This window comes from Cryobacterium serini (assembly GCF_004404025.1).
GTDB classification, from domain to species: domain Bacteria; phylum Actinomycetota; class Actinomycetes; order Actinomycetales; family Microbacteriaceae; genus Cryobacterium; species Cryobacterium serini.
In genome coordinates, this window is sequence record NZ_SOHN01000008.1 from 134,819 (window position 1) to 156,422 (window position 21,604).

The following is a 21,604-nucleotide window of genomic DNA, read 5'->3' on the forward strand; positions in this document are numbered from 1 at the left end:
ATGACGAACGGGGGCGGAGTAGAACTGAGCGCGCTCCGCTCCCTCCTCGGCCGCCTACCCCCGTGGGGTCTGGTGCTGGTGATCTGGGCGGCGTCCCGACTGCTCACGACAACCCTGCTGGCGACCCTGTTCGCCGTCGCGATCCGACTCGACTGGAACTTTGCGAGCTACCGCAGCGACCCGACCTTCTTTACCTTCTCGGGATCGTGGGACAGTTCGTTCTACCGGCAGATCGCACTGCACGGGTACCCCACCGAGCTTCCCACAGACTCAGCTGGCAACGTGGAGCCGAATGCCTGGGCCTTTCTGCCGGTGTTCCCCTGGCTCGTGCGCGGCGTGTCTGCCCTGACCGGCCTCGACTTCTACGTCGCAGGGGTGCTCGTGGCCACCCTGTTCGGCGCTCTGGCCGCGCTCGCTCTGTACCGCCTGTTGGCACCTCGGGTGGGAGCTCACTCGGCGCTGTGGGCGGTCGCCCTGTTCTGTTTCGGGCCGCTGTCGTTCATTTTGCAGGCGGCCTATGCCGAGAGCCTTTTTCTGTTCTGCGTCTTTGCAAGCCTCGGCCTGATGATGAACCGGAACTACCTCTGGATGATTCCGGTTGCGGTCGTGGCTGCGTTCACCCGGCCGGGGGTGCTCGCACTTTCGTTGGCCCTCGCGATCATGCTGCTGCTGCGCTGGAGTGAGCGGGACCGGTTTCCCTGGCGCGAGCGCCGGGCCATCGTGACCGCCGGGCTCGTCATCGCGGCGGCGGGGCTGGCCTGGCCGCTCGTGGCTGGCGCTGTCACGGGCGTTCACGATGCCTACCTGGCCACTGAGCTGTCCTGGTGGACCGGCTTCGTCGGTCGGGTTTCGTTCGTGCCGCTCACGCCGTGGTTTTTGATGGCCGGAACATACCTGGGCCTGGCCGGTATCGTGCTTGTTCTCGTGCTTACGGCAGGGTTTGGGTGGTGGTTGTCGCGGCGGGCGCTTTATCCGCTTCGGCTTGAGGTGGTGGCTTATTCGGCAAGCTACGGACTCTATCTAGTAGCTGTGTTCCTGCCGCAGCAGAGCCTGTTTCGTTTGCTGCTGCCGCTCGCGCCACTGCTCGGTGACCCGGCGATCGCACGGTCGAAGCCGCTGCGCCGTGGGCTGCTGGCGGGATCGATCGCGTTGCAGCCGGTCGCCATCGTACTGCTCTGGTTCATCGGCTACCCCTGACGCGCGCCTGCTAGACCGCGTAGATCAGCTCGCGCTGCTCCGCGTAGCGTGCGCGCACGTCGATCGCCCAGTCTCGGGTGGACGAGGGCGCCAGTTCGGTGGCGATCTCGCGCTTCCACAGCGGAAAGTCACCGTCGAGCGCCCACGCAGCCTGCCGGGCAGCCCCCAGGGCCACGTATTCGCCGGGGACTGGCAGCACGACCGGCACACCGAAAACATCCGCAGCAATTTTCTGCACGGCGGGCGACTGCGAGCCGCCACCGATGAGAATGACCTGCCGCACAGGCACACCCTGGCTGCGCAGTGAGTCGAGCGCGTCAGCGAGGCCGCAGACCAGACCCAGAACGGATGCCTGGGCCAGGTTTTCGGGGCGCATATTGGCGCGGCGCATTCCGGTCAGCGAACCGGTGGCATCCGGCAGGTTCGGGGTGCGTTCGCCGTCGAGGTAGGGCAGCATGAGCAAGCCGTCGGCATCGATCGGGGCGGCGAGGGCGAGGGCGCCGAATCGTTCGATGTCGACGCCGAGCATGCCGGCCGTCGCCACGAGGGTACGGGCACCGTTGATGGTCGCGAGCAGGGGAAGCTGGCCGCCGGCTGCGTCGGCGAACCCGGCGACCGAGCCGGAGGCATCCGCTATGCGGGCCACGGTGCTCGCGAACACGGTGCCGCTGGTACCGATCGAGACGACAACGTCGCCCTCCTCGGCGCCGAGGCCGAGGGCTGCGGCCGCGTTGTCGCCGGCGCCGGCGGAGATGATGACTCCTCCCGGCGTGACCCCGGCTTGTTCGAACGGGCCGAGCACGCGTGGCACTCGCGCGGCATGACCCAGGGCGGCCTCGAGCAGATCGTGGCGGTACTCATTGCTGTGCACCGAGAAATATCCGGTGCCGGAGGCGTCGCTGCGGTCGGTCGTGGCCTCGGCGGGCCGCCCGAGAATGTTCCAGGTGAGCCAGTCGTGCGGCAACATCACCTGATCCACGCGCGTCGCGAGCTCAGGACGGTTCTCGTGCAGCCAGGCCAGCTTCGTAATGGTGAACGAGGCGACCGGTACCAAGCCGACCTCCTCAGCCCACATCGACGCTCCGTATTTCTCGGTGAGCGCGGCGGCCTGCGGGGCGCTGCGCACGTCGTTCCAGAGCAGGGCGTCGTGTACGGGCGCACCGACAGAGTCGAGGGCGACCATGCCGTGCTGCTGCGCGCTCACGCCGAGGGCGAGCACACCGCCTTCACCCTGCGCGGCTGCGGCACCGCCGGCTTTCTCGAAGGCCTCCCACCAGCGCTCGGGGTTGATGCTCGTGCCATCGGGGTGGGGGGCGCTGCGCTGTTGTAACAGCTCTCCGGTGTCGGCGTCGACACTGACTACCTTGCAACTCTGGGTCGAAGAATCCACTCCGACAACCACGCGACGATTCAGTGCCAACGCATCTCCTTTGAAACTTATTTGTGATCAGCTTAATCGCCAGCAGCATTGTCGACCGCCGAGGTCGGCTACCGGCGCAGTTTCATTCAGCGAGCGGGAGAGCGATGCCCAGCACAGCGGCGACCACGAGCATCCAGGCACGCGGAGGCACCCTCACGAGTGACCGCAGGAACGTGGGCATCAGCACTGCGCCGACGATCACGACGACGAACATGGAGATTGTGGGCAGGTCAACGCGCACCGCCGCGCCTTGCACGAGCGGCAGCGCTGACAACCTGAACCCGATGAGGCCGAGCAGTCCGAGACAGGCATCGCCGATGGCATCCCCGGGCACTTCAAGCAGGAGCAGTTCCAAAGTGAACTGTTCGAGCCAGGCCGCATTGTCGGTCTCCCGTGCGGTCTCAGCCAAGCGGATACCGGCGGGCGGAACACTGCCGACGGCCTTGCGCTGATCGCGGACCTGCTGCACGCGTCTTCAGGGCGCGCGCACGCATCCGCTCGGTAGAGTGTAGGTCTCGGGTCGTTGAGTCGTTTGAACCGGTTTGGGACCCGCGGCTCGCTGTAATCGCCACGGAACCTGGGCCCGGGTGAAATGTGGCATAATTCCCGAAGATCGTGCGTTGACGGTAGTGGCGATCGACACCGGGGGAACCATGTCACGACATTTCACGTCCACTGCATTGATTGCAATGGCAGTCATTGCCGCTCTCAGCGGATGCTCCGCGCCGGCACCGGAAGCGCCCGCTGCGGCCGATCCCTTCGACCTGACAGCGCCCATCGAGCCGTCCTGGACGGCGGAGGTCGACCTCGTCGGGTACCCGATTTACCTGGATGGCTATGTCGCCTCGTATGTCGCAGCCACGGACGGCGCACTGCACGTCGTCGTCTGGGACGCCGCCACCGGCACGGAGGAATGGCGAAACATAGCCGGTTTGGGAGCGGTCTCGGCGGAAAGCTCAATCACCCTGGCCGGCCTCGAATCAGGCGGAAAGTCGTTCGTCACCTACCTGAGCCCGTCGACGAACCCGGATGACCCGGAGGGCTGGTCCGACCTCATGATTTCGGAGATCGGTACCGCAACCTCGACCGTGGGCTTAGACGACGAAATCTGGGCGAACTCGGTGCCGAGCGTCTGTGCCGACGGAAAGGCAGTGTGCTTTCGCGGATACTCGAAGGAGACTGCGGACGGCGACAGCGCGTGGTTTCGCAGCGCTCCGAATTCAGGCACCATCGTCGCCGACACGACCGTCGCCGTTCCCGATGGTGCCCGCTTGATCGGTACCAACGTCTTTTCGACCAATGACCGGTCCGAGGGTGCCATCGAACAGCTCGGATACAGCGCGGGCGGCGTTACTGTGTGGCAGGTTCCGTACGCTGACGTGTTTGGCGAGGGGTACACGAGCGATGGGGGCTGGAACTGGAGCATTTTCGAGTCCGACGACGTGATCGTGGGCAGCGGCTACTTCGTCGACCAAGACAGAGTCGACGGCGGTGAATTTGTGCACGACTATACGAAGCGAGCGGTGGTCGGGCTCAATCCGGCAACGGGTGACGTGCTCTGGCGTCTCGCCGGTGCCGCGACCTGCGCCGGGTCCCCGAACGAGTACGACCTGGTGGACGGCCTGGTGCCGCTATGTCGCACCAATGCGGGCACGGAAACCGGTGCATTCGGTGCGGACGGCACCACGATCGACCGCAGTCGCGCCGACTATGACATGGACGTCATCGGGGTAGACCCGCTCTCCGGCGATATCGGGTGGACCTACCCGGTGGGCGATGCCGGGCTCAACGAGACTCAAACGGCCGCGCTCTCCTTTCGAAGCTTCTCCCCGACTCGGCCATTCGACATTTCAGGCACAGTGCGCCTGGTCGACATGCTGCGCGGGGACGCCAGAGACGTGCCAGAAGACGCGATTCTCCCCTGCAATGAGGTTCGCGATGCGTTCTCGGCGCCGAAAAGCGGCGCCGAGAACGATTCCGTGGTGGAATACGACGCTGGGAACGACGCGGTACCGTGCACGAGTGACCTGATCGCTCTCGACGGCACCGCCTACTCGGCGGCCGCGGCGCGCATGGCCGGCGTCGAAACCAGCAAGAACACCTTCGTCGTTGGCGGAGCAACGGGACTGTCCTCGTACACCCTGCCGGACTAAGCCGGCCAGGCGCGTGCATCCGCTTGGCGAGGTGTGAGTCTCGGTCCGTTCAAACAATTGAATTGGGCCGGGACTCACGCCTCGGTGGCGCGCTCTGCTAGGTGTACTGCCCAGGCAGGGTGGTTGAGTAAATGTGACGACACGCTGTAGTCATTGAACATGGGTGAGAACTTCCGGTTGTGGAGTGGAACTGTCAAAGGCCAACCACTTTATTGAAGGCTTCCACCGGCCCCTCGCCGACGGCTGGGCGTTCAGCCGTACATCTAGGCCAGGGTGCCGTCGACCAGCTTCACGATCATGGAGCAGTCCTTGCCGCCCTGGCCCTGGTCGATCAGGCGTTGGAACAGCTGCTGCACGTGCTGGCCAATCTCCAGCGGCGTATCGGTGGCGGCTGCGGCCGCGACAGCGAGGCCGATGTCCTTATTGGCGAGCTCGGCCGTAAAAGTCGGCGCGAAGTCGCGGTTCACGGCCGCCGATGGCACGACCCCCGCAATTGGATACCAGGTGCGCAGCGCCCAGCTATCGCCCGACGAAACGGATGCGATGTCCCAGAACACCTGCGGGTCAAGTCCCAGGCGATCCGCCAGCACCGCTCCCTCGGCGGTCGCGGCGAGGCTGATGAACAGCATGAGGTTATTGCAGATCTTCGCGGCCTGGCCGGTCGTCGCGCTACCGGTCGGAATGATATTCGCGGCCATTGGCTTTATGTACTCGGTGGCGTCGGCGACGGCATCCGCAACACCTCCGATCATGAAGGTGAGCGTGCCCTTCTCCGCGCCGGTGATGCCGCCAGAGACCGGAGCGTCGACCAGGCGAAAGCCCGCCGCCGCCGCCGCATCGTGCAGCGCCTGCGACGATTCAATGTCGATCGTCGACGACTCCACGAGCAGGGTTTTCGGGTCGGCCTGGGCGAAGACCCCCTCGTCGCCGAAGTACACCGCGCGGGCATGCTCACCCTTAGGCAGCATGGTGAAGACCACGTCGGCGCCTGCTACGGCCTCTTTGATGCTCGTCGCGCGCGTGACGCCGGCGGCCACCGCCGCCTCAAGGGCAGGGGCGCTCAGGTCGAAGCCGCGTACGCTGTGCCCGGCCTTCACCAGGTTTGCCGTCATGGGGCCACCCATGTGGCCAAGTCCAATCCATCCGATGACCGCCATTGCATCGCTCCTTCGCGTAGGTTTCGGGCCTCAATGCCCGACTACTCCACGATGGCACAACTTAGGGCCAGCTAGTGCACGTACTCCAGCAGGTCGGCCCCGACTGCGCGCATGCCGTCGAGAACCGCGAGCCGGGTCATGAGCTGAGCATCGTCGAACAGCAGCGTCACAGCGTACGTCACGCCGGCCCGGGGACCGCGGAGGACTCCTACCTCGCTGCGCACCCCGGTAGTCGTTCCGGTCTTGTTGACCATAAGCAAACCGTGGTCGCTCTCCCGGTGCGCGAGTGGATCCAGGCCGAAGGCACTGGCCACGAGCGACAGGTCGGTGTTGAGCGACAGCCAGCCAATCACCCGCGCGCTCGTTTCAGCATCCACGATCTCGCCGCGGGCGAGCGCTGTGAATAGCCAGGTGAGTTCCTTGGCGCTGCCCACCGACAACTGTGGCGCGTCATCCGGCCCGCGCTTGGAACGCACCAGATCCAGCAGCGCGGTGCGACTGAGCCCAAGTTGCTCGGTGCGGGTGCGAACCGAGTGCAGTCCGACGGCGCGAATGAGCACGTTTGTCGCGAGGTTATCGCTCGTCGCGCCAACCAGGGCGGCGAGGTCGGCCACGCCGAGCCGCGAAATCTGCAGGTGTTGCCAGACGCCGGAATCGCCCACAGCATCCGCAGTCAACCGCTCGAGCATCGTAGCCAGACCGAATTCGGCGTCGTTCAGGCGTGCGGCCACCTCAATGAGCAGCAGCACCTTGCCAACGCTCGCCGTTGGCATCGACACGTGATCGTCGACCGAGAACAGCACCCGTCCGGTCGCGAGGTCGGTCGCCCGGGCGGAAACCTGCACCCCGTTGAGGGCGAGGTCGCCGAGGGACGCAAAGCCGCGGGTGAAATTCTCGGGCAAATCCGCCGTGCGGTGCTTGCCACCGGCCAGCGCGGCGTGGCGGGAACGGCCGGGGACGGCATCCGCTCGGCTGGAAGCAGCACCGGTGCCGTCGGCGTCGCGCCTGGAAAAGACCACTCGGTTCGATCCTCTCCTCGACAACCGCCCCGCGCCTGCCTCATCCCCGGCTCAGAAGAGCTTATTCCTACACTAACCCCCGACGGGGGGACAATCTTGCTACCAGATGGTGACGCGCTGCTCGGGGGCGAGGTAGAGGGCATCCGTTTCGCCGACCTGGAACGCCTCATAGAACGCGGGAATGTTGCTGACGATCTGATTGCAGCGAAACTCGTTCGGGGAGTGCGGGTCGATGGCCAGCAAGCGGATGGCCTCCGCGTCGCGCAGCTTCATCTGCCAGGCCTGGGCCCAGGAGAGAAAGAAACGCATTTGCCCGGTAAGGCCGTCGATAACCGGGCTGTCTTCGCCGTTCAACGAAAGCAGGTAGGCCTTCCAGGCGATGGAAAGCCCGCCGAGGTCGCCGATGTTTTCACCGATCGTGAGAGCGCCGTTGACGGTGTGGCCGGGGATGGCCTGCGGCGTAAGGCCTTCGAATTGCGCGATGAGCGCGCTCGTGCGCAGCTCGAACGCGGCCTTGTCCTCGGCGGTCCACCAGTCGGTGAGCCGGCCGTCGCCGTCGTACTTGGAGCCCTGGTCGTCGAAGCCGTGACCGATCTCGTGGCCGATGACCGCGCCGATCGCGCCGTAGTTGGCGGCCGGGTCGCGCGCGTCGTCGAAGAACGGAAACTGCAAGATGGCGGCCGGAAAGACGATTTCGTTGAATCCGGGGTTGTAGTAGGCGTTGATTGTCTGCGGCGTCATGAACCACTCGTCGCGGTCGAGCGGTTCACCAATCTTGCCGAGCTCGCGCTGAAATTCGAACTCGCCGGCGGCCTTGACGTTGCTGATCAGGTCGTCGGCAGCGATCTCGAGGCTCGAATAGTCGCGCCACTTTACCGGGTAGCCGATCTTCGGCGTGAATTTACGCAGCTTTTCGAGGGCTCTCGTGCGTGTCTCCTCGGTCATCCAATCGAGCGTGCTGATGCTGTTTTCATAGGCCTGAACGAGGTTGGCCACGAGCACGTCCATGCTCTTCTTGGCGCTCGGCTTGAAGTGACGCTCCACGTAGATGCGCCCGACGGCCTCGCCGAGGGCGCCCTCCACGAGTGAGACGCCGCGCTTCCAGCGGTCGCGCAGCTGTGGGGTGCCGCTCAGGGTGCGCCCGTAGAAGTCGAAGTTCGCCTCCACGAATTCGCCCGACAGGTACGCAGCACTCGAACGGATGACCTGCCAGCGCAGCCAGTCCTGCCACGACTCGAGCCGGTCGTCTGACAGAGCGGTCGCGAGTCCGGAGATGTAGCTGGGCTCCCGCACGACGACCTCCTCGAAGGCTCCGGCGGGGGCATCGAGGCCCGTGAGCCAGAGGTCAACGTCGGCACCCGCTGCGAGCGCCGAGACCTGGCCCCAGGTGCGCAGGTTGTAGGTTTTCTCGCTGTCTCGGGTGGCTACCTTGTCCCAGTGGTGCGAGGCGAGTTCGGTTTCGAGGTCGAAGACGCGCGCTGCACGTTCGGCGGCTCCGGCAAAACCGGCGAGGGTGAACATCCGCTCAAGAAATTGCTGGTACTTGGTGCGAATTTCGGCAAACTTTTCTTCACGGTAATAGGACTCGTCTGGCAGGCCGATGCCGCCCTGCGCGATGAAGACCAGGTAGCGTTCGGGGTTACCCGGGTCATTGTCGACGTAGAGGTGGAACGCTCCGGCCACTCCGCCGCGCTCGAGGCGGCCCAGGGTCGAGAGCAGTTCGGAGATGCTGGTGACCGCGTCGACCGCTTTGAGGTCATTGTGCAGCGGGGTCGCGCCGAGTGCTTCGATGCGTTCTTCGTCGAGGAAGCTCGTGTAGAGGTCGCCGAACTTGCGCTCGAGGCTGCCGGCCGGCGCGGTCTGCGCCTCGACGATAATCTCGCGTACGGCCTTCTCGGCGTCTTCGGCGAGCATCATGAAGGAACCCCAGCGGGCCTTGTCGGCGGGAATCTCGCTGCGCGCGATCCACTTTCCGTTCACGTGCCGAAAGAGGTCGTCCTGCGGGCGCACCTCCGGGTCGAGTTCGTTCTGGTTGATTCCGGATGCAGTCGCCAGCTCAGTCATGCGTTCAGCCTATCCGGGGCCGGTGAGAGGTTGTCTATTTGCCGGGTTGCTCGTGCCAGCCGACTGACTAATCGCTGACTCGTCTGTGCAGCGCCTCACGGGCGCGCGTCATCGAGGCACCGAGCCCCCAGTCCGTGCCCAACCGATCGAGCGCGGCAACCTGGTCGGGCGTGCTCGAGCGGATGCGTGCGTCGAACGCTGGCAGGTTGAGGTCGCGCACCACCCGCACGACGGTCGGGGCAACCCTGAGGTAGTCGGCGGCGGCGGCGAGGATCTTCGCACGAACGGATGCCCCCATAATCGCGCCTGGGTCGGCGGCGGCCGCCACGATGCCGTCAAGAGAACCCCAGGAGGCCAGCAGCGTCGCCGCCGTCTTCTCCCCCACCCCGGCGATTCCGGGCAGCCCGTCGGAGGCGTCGCCGCGAAGGACCGCAAAATCGGCGTATTGCGCCGGGCTGACGCCGGTCTTTTCGGTGAGGGAGGCCTCCGTCAATATTTCGAGCCGGGACATACCGCGGCCGGTATAGATGACGCGCACCTGTCGGGAGTCGTCAACGAGCTGAAACAGGTCGCGGTCACCGGTGACGATGTCGACGGGGATCGATGCGTGCGAGGCCAGGGTGCCGATCACGTCGTCGGCCTCGTGCCGCGCGGCTCCGACGATGGGGATGCCGAGCGCGCCCAGCACCTCGCGGATCACCGGAACCTGGGGAGTGAGCAGGTCGGGCACCGATTCGATCGCGAGGTGGGCATCCGGTGTCGTTGATGGAGTCGGCTCGGCGACGACCCGGTGAGTCTTGTACGTGGGGATGAGGTCGACCCGCCACTGCGGGCGCCAGTCGTTGTCCCAGCAGGCCACGATCTCGGTCGGCTCGAATTCGGTGGCAAGCCGGGCGATCATGTCGAGCAGTCCGCGCACGGCGTTCACCGGCGCTCCGCCCGGGCCGCGCACGGTGTCGGGCACGCCGTAGAACGCGCGAAAGTACAGGGCTGCGGTGTCGAGGAGCATGCGGCGCTCGGGTTGAGGGGTCACGGCGAGCAGTGTGCCACATTCCGCCGAACGGATGCCCGCGCCCCGGTCAGCTTGACGGGGTCATGAGCGGTGGCCGCGGTGGCCGATCCGGGTCGGTGCGCCAGATACGGGCAGCCGCGCCATTTCCAGGTGGCGCGGCCACCCACAGGTGGCGCGGCGACGGCAGCGAGGTACTACCCAGAGCAGCGACGGGCGGACCAGCTACAGCGCCTTGAGTTCCTCGGTCACCTGGGCGACGGACTTCTTGGCGTCGCCGAAGAGCATGGTGGTGTTTTCGCCGAAGAACAACGGATTCTCGACGCCGGCAAAGCCCGAACTCATCGAGCGTTTGAGCACGATCACCGACCGGGACTCGGTCACGTTGAGCACGGGCATGCCGAAGATCGGCGAGTTGGGGTCGGTGCGTGCCGCGGGATTGGTGACGTCATTGGCACCGATGACGATAGTGACATCGGTGCGGGAGAACTCGTCGTTGATGTCGTCCATCTCCTTCATCGCGTCGTAGGAGACATCGGCCTCGGCCAGGAGCACGTTCATATGCCCGGGCATACGCCCGGCTACCGGGTGGATCGCATACTTGACTTCGATCCCGCGCGCCTCGAGTACCTTGGCCATGTCCTTCACGGCGTGCTGGGCCTGGGCGACGGCGAGTCCGTAGCCGGGCACGACGATGACCTGGTTGGCGTAGGCGAGCTTGATGGCGGCATCCGCTGCCGAGGTGGATTTGGCGATCTGGTCGCCGCTGCCCGCCGCAGAGGCGCCCTTGCCGCCGCCGCCGCCGAACCCCCCGGCCACGATCGAGAGGATCGACCGGTTCATGGCCTTCGCCATCAGGTTGGTGAGGATGCTACCCGACGCCCCGACGATCATGCCGGCGACGATCATCGCGATGTTGTTGAGCGCGAGCCCGGCCGCCGCCGCTGACAGGCCGGTGAGCGCGTTCAAGAGTGAGATGACGACGGGCATATCCGCGCCGCCGATCGGGAGCACGGTTGTGACCCCGAGGATGCCCGCCAAAACGAGGATCACGCCGAACCAGACCGGGTCGGCGCCGGAACCGACCGAGCCGATGCCGACGATGACGGCGGCGATGATCGAGCCGAGGAACAGGATCGCGTTCAGTGGCTGTTGCAGTCGGCCGACCGACAGCGGATGCCCGGGCAGAATCTGCTGCAGTTTCATGAACGCCACGATCGAGCCCCAGAACGACAACGACCCGATGATCGCGGCGAAGAGCGAGGCGATCACGAGCGGCAGCACCGGGCCGGAGGCGACGTGCAGGCCGGTGAAGCCGTCGCTTTCAATGAACTCGCCCCAGGCGATGAGGGCGACCGTTCCGCCACCGACGCCGTTGAACAGGGCGACGAGCTGCGGCACCGCCGTCATCTTCACTTTGCGGGCGGGCGGGATGCCGATGATCACGCCCACGACGAGGGCGGCGATGATGATCAGCCAGCTGCTGGTCTCGCGGATGTGAATCAGGGTCGCCACGAACGCGACGGCCATGCCTGCCGCGGCGATCTTGTTGCCGCGCACGGCAGATCTCGGGGCGGTCAGCCCCGACAAACCCAGGATGAACATCGCGAACGCGACGATGTAGAGGGCGTAGACGAGGATCTCCATGATCAGTTCTTCCCGTCGGTTGCGCTCGTGGTGTTGGTGTTGGTGTTGGTGTTGGTGTGCACGGGGCGGGTCTTGAACATCGCAAGCATCCGGTCGGTCACAACGAAGCCGCCGATGACGTTCACGGTTCCGAACACGATCGCCACGAACGAGATGATCTGCAACGGCAGGCCCGGGTTCTCCGCTGTGCCGAGCACGACGAGGGCGCCGAGAACGACGATGCCGTGGATGGCATTGGTGCCCGACATGAGCGGGGTGTGCAGGGTGTTGGGCACCTTGGAGATGACGGCGAAGCCGATGAAGCCCGAGAGCACGAGGATGGCGATGTTCGCCAGAAAGCCGGTGTAGTCCATATCAGATCCTGTTCGAGACGGAGTCACGCGTGACGCAGGAGAGCGCCACCACGTCGTCGGAATAGTCGGGGTCGAGTCGGCCGTCCCGCACGAGCAGATCGAGCAGCGCGGTGAGGTTCTTCGAATACAGCTCACTGGCATGCTCGGGCATCGTCGAGGGCAGATTCAACGGCGACGCAATCGTCACGCCATTGACGATCACGGTCTCACCGGGAACGGTGAGCTCGCAGTTGCCACCGGTCTCGCCCGCCATGTCGATGACGACACTGCCCGCCTTCATGCCGTACACGGCCGCAGCGGTCACCAGTCGCGGCGCCGGACGCCCCGGCACAAGAGCGGTCGTGATGACGACGTCGAACGTGGAGATCGCCGTCTCGAGCGCGGCCTGCTGCTCGGCACGTTCGTCGTTGGTGAGTTCGCGGGCATAGCCGCCGTCACCGGCCGCGTCGATCCCTACCTCGAGCCACTGGGCGCCCACCGATCGCACCTGGTCGGCGACCTCCGGACGCACGTCGTAGCCGGTTGCCCGACCGCCGAGCCGCTTGGCGGTCGCGAGCGCCTGCAGCCCGGCCACGCCGACGCCGAGCACGAGCACACTGGCCGGCTTGACGGTGCCCGCCGCCGTGGTGAGCATCGGAAAGAACCGGGTCGACAGCGATGCAGCGAGGATGACCGACTTGTAACCGGCCACGTTTGCCTGCGACGAGAGCGCGTCCATCACCTGGGCCCGCGAGATGCGTGGGATCGCCTCCATCGCGTAACCGACGATGCCGGCATCCCGCAGTGCGCCGATCTTGTTGTCCGCGTTACGCGGCGCGAGAAACCCGATCAGGGTCGCGCCCGCCGACAGGCGGGCAATCTCAGCGTCGGTGGGCGGAGCAACCTTGAGCACGATGTCAGCACTCCAGGCGTCACCGATGGTGGCACCGGCGCCGAGATAAAGGTCATCTCCCATGAGGGCCTCGGCTCCCGCACCGGGCTCGACAACAACAACGAACCCCTGTGCAACGAGGGACGCGACGGCACGGGGCACGAGGGCAACGCGCCGCTCGTCCGCGCCACTCTCACGCACGACGCCGACACGGGGCGCCTCCGGGGACAGCTGGGGATCAGGCATAGTGGAGCCTTTCAAAGCAATGAGGAAGTCGGCACGCTCAACGATGAGGCGGCAAACCTCCTCGCGGGGAGGGGGCACTCAAGGCTGGGAAGGATACCCCGGCGCGGCAGAGTGTGCCCGGAGCATCCACGGTCAGCAGCAGCTCCTGGGTCGAACATAGCGGGATCGAGCGCGGTGTGCTCCCATTTTGAGTACGCCAATCGTGAAATATTCGGCATTTTTAACAATTTGCGATATCGAGGTCACGACATTGCTAAATCGTGCGCGACCGGAATCCGGTTCGCGGCTGACCGGCTGGTGGCACGCAGGTAATCCTGCGACCGCAACCCGGGCCCCACCGTAGAGTCGAAGCATCAATATTTTGCGGGCACAGCCCATCGACCGCGACATTCTGCGGCTCGCCGTGCCCGCGCTCGGCGCCCTGATGGCCGAACCCCTGTTTCTACTGGCAGATTCGGCCATGGTCGGACACCTTGGCACCACCCCGCTGGCCGGCCTTGGCCTGGCGAGCGCGGTGCTGCAGACCATCATCGGCCTTATGGTGTTTCTCGCCTACAGCACCACCCCGGCCGTGGCCCGCTGGCTCGGCGCCGGTGACACCCGCAAGGCAGTCTCCGTCGGTATCGACGGGCTCTGGCTCGCCATCGGCCTCGGCGTCGTACTCGCGGCCGGCGGCCTGCTCGCCGTCCCGGTACTCGTCGGCGCGTTCGGTGCGGAACCGGCCGTGACAGCGGATGCCGCCACCTACCTCAGCATCTCCATGTTCGGCCTGCCCGCCATGCTGCTGGTGTTCGCTGCCACCGGGCTGCTGCGCGGCCTGCAGGACACCCGCACCCCGCTCTACGTCGCCGGATTCGGCTTCGGTGCGAACATTGCGCTCAACTACGTGTTCATCTACCTGCTCGGCTGGGGCATTGCGGGGTCGGCCGTTGGCACCGTCGTGGCGCAGTGGGGCATGGCCGCCGTTTACCTCGTCGTGGTCATCAGCCACGCCCGGCGCCACCGCACGCCGCTCCGCCCGCACCGGGCCGGACTGCTCCTCGGCGCCAAGAGCGGAGGCTGGCTATTTGTGCGCACCCTCAGTCTGCGCGCCGCCATGCTGCTCGCCGTGTTCGTAGCCGCCCAGCTCGGCTCCCCCGAACTCGCCGCCTTTCAGATCGCGATGACCCTGTTCGCAACGCTCGCCTTTGCCCTCGACGCCCTCGCGATCGCCGCCCAGGCTTTGGTGGGCCGCGGCCTCGGTGCCGCGGATGTGGCGGAAGTGCGAGCAGTACTGCGGCGCTGCCTCGAATGGGGTCTGCTCGCCGGGCTCGTGCTCGCCGTCGTCGTGATCGGCACGAGCGGGGTACTCGGCCAGGTGTTCACCAATGCCACGGCTGTGACGCAGCTGCTGCCGCTGACGCTGATCGTACTGGGGGCATCCGTTCCCCTCGGCGCGGTGGTGTTCGTACTCGACGGCGTGCTCATCGGCGCCGGTGATGCCCGATATCTCGCGCTGACCGGCCTGATCAACCTCGCGGTCTTCGTACCGCTCGCCGGAGCGGTCCTGGTTTGGGCGCCGGCGGGCGCGGCCGGGCTCGCGCTGCTCATGGCCACGTTCGCGCTCGGCTACCTCGGTGCCCGCGCCGTGACCCTCAGCCTGCGCGCGCGCACGATGACCTGGATGGTCATCGGCGCGCGCTGACGTCGCGCATTGAGGGTGGGCCGCGCGCTCGCATCCGCCGCCTGAACGGCGCTAGTGCAGATCGATCGGATGCTCGATGTAGCGCGGGCTCTTCGGGTTCATGACCGAATTGCGGCGACCGTAGAAGAAGTAGATGACCAGGCCGATGACGAGCCAGATACCGAAGCGCAGCCAGGTCTCCCAGTGCAGCTGCGTGATGAGGAAGAAAGAGGACAGCACCCCAAAAACCGGCACCCAGGGCATGAAGGGCAGCTTGAAGGTGCGGGGAACATCGGGGCGGGTGCGCCGCAACACAATCACGGCGACGCAGACCACGACGAAGGCGGCGAGAATTCCGATATTGGTGAGGTCGGCAATCAGCCGGATCGGGAAGACCCCGGCTAGTACGGCCGCGGCAAGGCCCGCAATCCAGGTGACGCGGGCCGGGGTTCCCTTCTTGTCGGTGCCGGAGAACCACTTCGGGAGCAGGCCGTCGCGGCTCATCGAGAACCAGACCCGGCTGACGCCGAGGAGGAAGGTCAGCATGACGGTGAGGATCGAGATGACGGCGAAGGCAGAGAGCACGGTCGCGACGATCGGAAGCCCGACGGACTGGAATGCGACGGCGAAGGCGGCGGTCGGGTCGATATCCTGCCAATTCTGCATGCCGGTGAGCACGAGAGTGGCAAGCACGTAGAGCACCATGGCGATGGCGAGCGAGAGCAAAATCGCCTTCGGCATGTGCTTCTTGCCATCTTTGGCCTCTTCGGCGGCGGTGCTCATAGCGTCATAACCGAAGACGGCGAAGAAGACCGTGGCCGCGCCGGTGAAGACCGCGCCGAACCCATTCGGCAAGAATGGAACATAGTTCTGGGTGTTGATGTAGAAGAACCCAAGAACGATGATTGCCAGGATCAGCAACACCTTGAGCCCGACGGCGACAAGCTCAAAGCGGCCGAAGGTCTGCGTTCCGCGGCTGAGAATGAAGGTCACGAGCACGCAGACCACGATGGCGGGCAGGTTGATCAGGCCACCGTCGAGGGTGTCGGGGGTGCCCTGCATCCAGGTCGGAACGTCGATGCCGATGCCACTCATGAACTCGGTGAAATACCCCGAGATGCCGATCGCAACAACAGCGACGATCGCGATGTACTCGAGCAACAGATCCCAGCCGATGAACCAGCCGACGATCTCGCCGAGGGCGACATAGCCGTAGGTGTACGCCGAACCGGCGCGGGGGATCATCCCGGCGAATTCCGCGTAGCTGAGGGCGGCGGCCGCGCTCGCGAGTCCGGCGATGAGAAACGAGATGAGCACGGCCGGACCGGCGCCTTCGCCGTCCGGGCCGCCGTTTGCAACGAGGCCGGCGAGGGTGAAAATACCGATTCCGATGATGCCACCGACGCCGATCGCGGTGAGCTGCCAGAGTCCGAGGCTCTTGAAGAGACCGTTCTTGGCGGCCTCGTCGCCGATGTCGGCAATGGGTTTGCGCCTCATGACCGAATTCAAATTGTGCTCGTTCACTAGGCCTCCATTGGCTTGGCTTACGTCACTTCATGCGCGCTTGCGCCTGGTTTCGGGCGGGCTCCGTGCACCAGCCCGGAGCTCTCACCATTCCTAAGGGTGGCACATGCGCGAGCCGACGTCGCGCAATTCGCTGAAACAGTGACTTCTCGGGTTGCCTGATGCAGAGGTCAGCGGATGCGGCGATCCACCGACTGCGGCGGGACGGCCGCTACTAAGTCAGCAGTCCAGCGGGTAGGCGAGGGCGTTCTGGCGCACCCCGAGCTTCACCCGGTCGCCGATGCGTGGCAGGTCGGGCGCGGCGACGCGGGCGCGCACGACGAGGTCACCGTCGAGGGTAAAACTCACCAGGGCGTCGTGGCCGGCGTACGCGATGGCGGTGGTAGCCGCGTCCGTTCCCAGCTCGATCGATGGCTCGGCCAGGGTCAGCCATTCCGGGCGAAGCAGCACTCGGACCATTGTTCCGTCGACGGGAGCGGATCCCGCGTCCGGCGCCCCCATCCAGTCCGCCGGAAGCGAGCCGAGGCCGCAGTCGACGCGGCCGTCCTGCCAGATCCCGTCGAGTTCGACGGTGTCGCCGACGAACCCGGCGACCCAGGGATCGACCGGGCGCTCGTAGACATCCGCTGGGGTGCCGAATTGCAGAATCTTGCCGCCGCGCATCACGGCCACGAAGTCGGCGAGGGAAAGCGCCTCTTCCTGATCGTGGGTCACGAGCAGGCTCGTGTTGTGCTGCCCACGCAGCAGGGCAGCGACCTCGGTGCGCAGGGCCGAACGCAGCAGCGGGTCGAGGGCCGCGAACGGTTCGTCGAGCAGCATGAGGCCGGGCCGGGGAGCGAGCGCCCGGGCCAGCGACACCCGCTGGGCCTGACCGCCGGAGAGCTGCGAGGGGGCGCGATCCACGAGTTCGGTCAGGCCTACCATGGTGGCGAGCTCAATGATGCGGGCCGCGCGGCTAGTCTGGCGGCCGCGGTCGGGGCTGATCGGTACGGCGGCGAGGGGGCTCGCGTGGGCCGCTGTACCGGCCAGCCCCGCCGCCGGTCGGGCGCGGTTGGCGCGACCACGCCGGGTGAGTCCGGCCAGCAGTCCGCCGACTCGGCCAGAAGCCTCGCCGGGTTCGCAGTAAAGGTCGTCGTTCTGCTTCGTGCGCGGCAGTCCAAAGCCGATGTTTTCGCCCACCGACAGGTGCGGAAACAGGGAGGCGTCCTGGGGAACCCAGCCCATGCCGCGCTTTTCCGGAGCGCGCTGCACACCGGGGCCGGTGACGAGGCGCCCACCGACCCTGATTGTGCCGGACGTGACCGGCAACAGCCCCGCGACCGCGCGCAGGAGGGTGGTCTTGCCGCATCCGCTTGGACCGAGAACGGCCACGAGTGAGCCGCGCGGGATGCGCAGGCTGACGTCCTCAAGCACATGCGTGTCACCATAAGAGACGCTCAGCGTCTCGATCGTTACCCAGCCCACTAGTTCTCCCTTGCTGTGCCGCGGATGCCGGACAGCAGTACCGCGGGCACCATCGCCACGAGCACGAGCGCCGCCGCGTATGGCGCCGCAGCGCCGAACTCGAACAGGGCCGTGCGGCTCCACAACTCGGTCGCGAGCGTTGATATACCCGTCGGCCGCAGCAGGAGCGTCGCTGGCAATTCTTTCATGGCCGAGATGGCCACGAGCAGTGCGCCGATCGCAATGCCGGGCAGGGCGAGGCGTGCGGTCACCCGCCACCAGGCCTGAAACGGTGAGAGACCGAGCATGCGCGAAACGTCACCGAGGCTCGTCGGTACCGCCGCGATGCCGCTGCGCACGCTGCCGATGGCGCGCGGCATGAATAGAACAACGTAGGCGAAGACGAGCACGAGCGAGGTTTGATAGAACATTGGCACCGCGGCGAGCGCAAAGAATACGAGGGAGAGGCCCACGACGATGCCGGGAAGAGCATGGCCGAGAAAGCCGACGGCCTCGATCATGGCGACCAGCCTTCCGCGGTACCGGGCCGCGAGCGCAGCGATCGGTAGCGCCACGAGCACCGCGATCACTGCGGCCGCCAGGGCCAGCCCGAGGGTCGCGCCAATCGCTTCGATCAAACGTGGCACATCGATAGCGCGCAGGGTTTCGGCCTCGAGCAGGCGGCTGAGCAAGCCGACCACGGGAACCACGACCCCGGCGAGCGGCGCGGCAAGAAGCAGCGTGACGTAGATGGGCCAGGTACGACCGGGTGCGCGCACCGGCATGGTACTGCGACCGGGAACACTGGAGACTTGGCGGCGGCTGCGACGTTCGCCGGCCACGACCACGAGGGCGAGCACGACGAGCACGAGCGCGAGCAGCGCGGCCTGGTTGCGGTCGAAACTCGCACCGTAGGCGGCATTGATTCCCCAGGTGAGCGTCTGAAACCGCAGCATCGAGACCAGCCCGAAATCGCTCAGCGAGTAGAGGCACACCAGCAGTGCCCCGGCGATCGCAGCCGGACGGATCTGCGGCCAGGTCGCGGCCGCGAACGCGCGAAACGGGCCACGACCGAGGGTGCGGGCCACCGATTCCAGATCTGCGGATGCCCCGCGCAGCGACGCAGCGACCGGCAGCGTCACGTAGGGGATGCAGACCATGGTCATGACGAACCAGCTGGCCCAGAACCCATTGAGGTGGGGAAACCAGACCAGCCAGCCGTAAGCGGCCAGATAGCTTGGAACCGCGAGCGGCAGCGCGGAAACCAGCAGCAACGTACGCTGAAAAGGCAGGCGGATGCGCGTGAGCACCCACGCGCAGACCGTGCCAAGCACGAGGCACGACAGGGTGACGGTCGCGGCGAGCAACACCGTGTTGACCGTGAGCTGAAGCACGCGCTGGCGCATCAGGGTGTCCAGCAATTCGGTGAGCCCCGCCTCACTCGTGCGCACAACGAGGTAGACCAGCGGAATGGCGGCGGTCGCCGCGCAGAGCGCGGCAAGCACGAGCAGCCAGGGCGGCGCGCCGAAGCGATACCGGCCCGGCGCGCGGGACGGTGCCGGGGCATCCGTTTCGGGCGGCGGAATAAGCAACTCGGTCACGAGAGGCACCCGGCGCAGGGTAGGGCTCGGCCGCCGACCCGAGCCCGCAACCGCGCCTTCACTACTGCAATGTTAGATCAGGCCGTGCTTGCCGAGCAGGGCCTGGGTGTCAGCGAGGGTGTCGAGGTCGGCCAGATCGAGGTCGGGGTTGACGAGCGAGTCAAGCTCGGGCAAGCCGGCCGGGGCGTCAATACCGGCGATGAGCGGGTACTCGTAGGTCTCGTCGACGAAATACTGCTGGGCATCGGTGCCGACGAGATAGTCGATGAACTCGAGCGCGTCGGCGTCTTCGGCCGCTCCGGCGAGCAGGCCGGCGCCGGCCACGTTCACGATGGATCCAGCGTCCCCGGCTTCCGGGTAGGACAGTTGCGCGCGCATGTTTTCTGCGCCGGTCTCAGCTGCCATGGCAAACCAGTAGTAATGATTGATGAGTCCGGCCTCGATGACGCCATCGTTGACGGCGGCGAGAATGGCGCGGTTGTTGTCGAAGATGACCGGGTCGTTGGCGGCAACGGCGGCGACCCACTCGTCGGCGGCTTCTTCACCGTTCAGCACGCGATAGGCGGTGACGAAGGCCTGAAAACTCGCGTTGGTCGGCGCGATGCCAAACTTTCCGGCCCAGGCCGGGTCGGTGAAGGCATCAACACTGGTAGGCACGTCGGCCGCAGTCATTGCTTGGCTGTCATAGGTGATCACGCGAGCGCGGCCGGTGACGCCGACCCAGGTATCGTCGGTCGAGGTGAATCCGGCCGGGACCTTGTCGGTCGTCGCTGCTGGCAGCGTCGCGAACAGGTCGGCGTTGGCGAGGGCGCCGAGCGCGCCGGCATCTTGCGCGAGAAACACCTGAGCTGGAGTGGCCTCGCCCTCTTCGAGGAGCAGCGCGCCAAGCTCGGCGGTGTTGCCGTAGCGTACCTCGACGCTGATGCCGCTCTGCTCTTCGAACTGGTCGATCAGCGGCTGGACGAGTGCTTCGTCGCGACCCGAGTAGAGGGTGAAGGCGTTATCGCTGGTTTCCGCTGGTGCTGACGGCTCGGCGGCCTGGGTGCAGCCGGCAAGGGCGAGTACAGAGGCACCGGCCAGGAGGGCGGCGACGGGGAAAGGTATGCGCATGGGACTCCAGAGACGTGGCGAACGATTTCTAAGGTAAGGCTACGCTAACTTTGCCGGCGGGGCGAATCGTAGATCCACTCGACAGCGGCAGGCTGCACGGCGTCGCCGATTGCGACGCCCGATCTTTGGCGGAGCGCTCGGGGGGAATAGCCCGCGACAGCAGACCGTTCAACCCACTGAGCGATGCGGTTCAGGCAGTCACTGTCTGTCTCGTCCGATACAAAGGAATGACAATTTTGGATCTAATCAACCGACACGGCATCATCACCGGCGCAGGGCAGGGAATAGGGCGGGGCCTGGCTGTTGAATTCGGATCGCGCGGCGCACACCTGCTTCTGGTGGGCCGGAAAGAGTCAACGCTCGTCGCGACAGCTCGGCTGGTCGAAGCCGCTGGCGGCACGGCCGAAGTCTTGACGCAGGATCTCACCCTGCCTAATAGTGTTGACCGAGTTTCTGAGGCCATCGAGTCGTGGCCCACCGTGGACCTGCTCGTCAACAATGCCGGCAACGTGCGCGCCGGGCGGCTCGAACTGACCAGCGAGGCCGACATCCGATCAATGATTGACCTGAACCTCGTTGCCCCCGTGCTTCTGACCCGGGCACTACTGCCGCGTCTTCGCGCTGGCGCCGACCGAGACAGCATCGTCCTGAACATTTCCAGCGGGATAGCACTCGTTGGCATGCCGTTTTATTCCGTCTATGCCGCCACTAAGGCCGGCCTCGCTCGTTTCGGAGAATCCCTGCGCCGCGAATTGACCGGATTGGGAGTGCACGTCGCGACCGTTTATCCCGGCGCGACGGATACGGACATGATGTCATCGCAGAACGCCGCCGCCTCGCCGGGTTGGGAGCGTCGATCCCTCGACGACGTTATCGCCGATGTTCTGGTCGGGCTGGAGGCTGGCGACCACGAAATCAACACGGCCCCCGAAGGTCGGCGTGGCATGCAGGAGCTCAACGTCTCCGACCCTATGGCCGTCGATGCCGCGATGGCCCCCGGGCTCGCAGATTTGGAATCCGCGGTACGAGACCACCGCAGCATCTAGGCAAATCGTTCGGGTGGAACTCGTTGTACCTTTGATCTATCTGCGCGTCTCGAGTTGAGGCCGTCCGCCCCCGTTCACGAA

17 protein-coding genes are annotated in these 21,604 nt (G+C 66.0%); 4 read left to right on the forward strand and 13 right to left on the reverse strand.

Features of this window, described 5'->3' with window-relative positions; genetic code table 11:
* The gene (locus E3T51_RS04005; RefSeq protein WP_134527815.1) at positions 1-1,197 is read left to right on the forward strand and encodes a hypothetical protein; all 1,197 of its coding nucleotides are present in this window, start codon (positions 1-3) and stop codon (positions 1,195-1,197) included.
* Positions 1,198-1,207: 10 nt separating this feature from the next.
* Here the strand turns inward: E3T51_RS04005 and xylB are convergent, their stop codons facing one another.
* Both xylB and E3T51_RS04015 read right to left on the reverse strand, forming a co-directional pair.
* Entirely contained in the window at positions 1,208-2,611 is a 1,404-nt protein-coding gene (gene xylB, locus E3T51_RS04010) for a xylulokinase (protein ID WP_104191505.1), read from the reverse strand.
* 88 nt (positions 2,612-2,699) lie between these two features.
* Positions 2,700-3,086: a hypothetical protein gene (locus tag E3T51_RS04015; RefSeq protein ID WP_134527817.1), complete on the reverse strand. Its 387-nt coding sequence runs from the start codon at positions 3,084-3,086 to the stop codon at positions 2,700-2,702.
* A gap of 220 nt (positions 3,087-3,306) precedes the next feature.
* On the opposite strand from E3T51_RS04015, the gene E3T51_RS04020 reads away from it, so the two are divergent.
* The gene (locus E3T51_RS04020; protein WP_134527820.1) at positions 3,307-4,770 is read left to right on the forward strand and encodes a hypothetical protein; all 1,464 of its coding nucleotides are present in this window, start codon (positions 3,307-3,309) and stop codon (positions 4,768-4,770) included.
* Positions 4,771-5,033: 263 nt separating this feature from the next.
* On the opposite strand, the gene mmsB is transcribed toward E3T51_RS04020, so the two are convergent.
* The 7 genes from mmsB to E3T51_RS04055 form a co-directional block, all read right to left on the reverse strand.
* Positions 5,034-5,927 (reverse strand): 3-hydroxyisobutyrate dehydrogenase, encoded by an 894-nt coding sequence (gene mmsB, locus E3T51_RS04025; protein WP_134527822.1) that lies wholly within the window; start codon positions 5,925-5,927, stop codon positions 5,034-5,036.
* A gap of 71 nt (positions 5,928-5,998) precedes the next feature.
* Complete coding sequence (locus E3T51_RS04030; RefSeq protein WP_233205760.1) at positions 5,999-6,946, reverse strand: serine hydrolase; 948 nt, start codon at positions 6,944-6,946, stop codon at positions 5,999-6,001.
* A 99-nt stretch (positions 6,947-7,045) separates the two neighbouring features.
* The gene (locus E3T51_RS04035) at positions 7,046-9,010 is read right to left on the reverse strand and encodes a M13 family metallopeptidase (RefSeq protein ID WP_134527825.1); all 1,965 of its coding nucleotides are present in this window, start codon (positions 9,008-9,010) and stop codon (positions 7,046-7,048) included.
* 67 nt (positions 9,011-9,077) lie between these two features.
* Positions 9,078-10,019, reverse strand: coding sequence for a 5'-3' exonuclease (locus tag E3T51_RS04040; protein ID WP_134528553.1), 942 nt, complete (start codon positions 10,017-10,019; stop codon positions 9,078-9,080).
* A 225-nt stretch (positions 10,020-10,244) separates the two neighbouring features.
* The gene (locus tag E3T51_RS04045; protein WP_134527828.1) at positions 10,245-11,666 is read right to left on the reverse strand and encodes an NAD(P)(+) transhydrogenase (Re/Si-specific) subunit beta; all 1,422 of its coding nucleotides are present in this window, start codon (positions 11,664-11,666) and stop codon (positions 10,245-10,247) included.
* A gap of 2 nt (positions 11,667-11,668) precedes the next feature.
* On the reverse strand, positions 11,669-12,019 hold the full coding sequence (locus tag E3T51_RS04050) for an NAD(P) transhydrogenase subunit alpha part 2 (protein ID WP_134527831.1): 351 nt from the start codon (positions 12,017-12,019) through the stop codon (positions 11,669-11,671).
* A 1-nt stretch (position 12,020) separates the two neighbouring features.
* Complete coding sequence (locus E3T51_RS04055) at positions 12,021-13,136, reverse strand: NAD(P) transhydrogenase subunit alpha (protein WP_134527834.1); 1,116 nt, start codon at positions 13,134-13,136, stop codon at positions 12,021-12,023.
* Between the two features lie 361 nt (positions 13,137-13,497).
* On the opposite strand from E3T51_RS04055, the gene E3T51_RS04060 reads away from it, so the two are divergent.
* Positions 13,498-14,820 (forward strand): MATE family efflux transporter, encoded by a 1,323-nt coding sequence (locus E3T51_RS04060; protein WP_134527837.1) that lies wholly within the window; start codon positions 13,498-13,500, stop codon positions 14,818-14,820.
* Positions 14,821-14,871: 51 nt separating this feature from the next.
* Here E3T51_RS04060 and E3T51_RS04065 read toward each other — a convergent pair whose 3' ends face one another.
* The 4 genes from E3T51_RS04065 to E3T51_RS04080 all read right to left on the reverse strand — a co-directional run bounded on the left by E3T51_RS04065 (position 14,872) and on the right by E3T51_RS04080 (position 20,477).
* Positions 14,872-16,296 carry an amino acid permease gene (locus E3T51_RS04065; protein WP_134527840.1) on the reverse strand — a complete coding sequence of 475 codons (1,425 nt, stop codon included), beginning with the start codon at positions 16,294-16,296 and terminating at the stop codon, positions 14,872-14,874.
* 246 nt (positions 16,297-16,542) lie between these two features.
* Positions 16,543-17,787: an ABC transporter ATP-binding protein gene (locus E3T51_RS04070; protein ID WP_241989165.1), complete on the reverse strand. Its 1,245-nt coding sequence runs from the start codon at positions 17,785-17,787 to the stop codon at positions 16,543-16,545.
* Positions 17,787-19,376: an ABC transporter permease gene (locus tag E3T51_RS17065; protein WP_241989166.1), complete on the reverse strand. Its 1,590-nt coding sequence runs from the start codon at positions 19,374-19,376 to the stop codon at positions 17,787-17,789. Before E3T51_RS17065 ends, E3T51_RS04070 begins: the two co-directional genes overlap by 1 nt.
* A gap of 63 nt (positions 19,377-19,439) precedes the next feature.
* Complete coding sequence (locus tag E3T51_RS04080) at positions 19,440-20,477, reverse strand: extracellular solute-binding protein (protein ID WP_134527845.1); 1,038 nt, start codon at positions 20,475-20,477, stop codon at positions 19,440-19,442.
* Positions 20,478-20,713: 236 nt separating this feature from the next.
* Between E3T51_RS04080 and E3T51_RS04085 the strand changes: the two genes are divergently transcribed.
* A complete protein-coding gene (locus tag E3T51_RS04085; protein WP_206751172.1) occupies positions 20,714-21,523 on the forward strand; it encodes an SDR family NAD(P)-dependent oxidoreductase in 810 nt (269 codons plus the stop codon).
* The last annotated feature ends 81 nt before the right edge of the window (positions 21,524-21,604 follow it).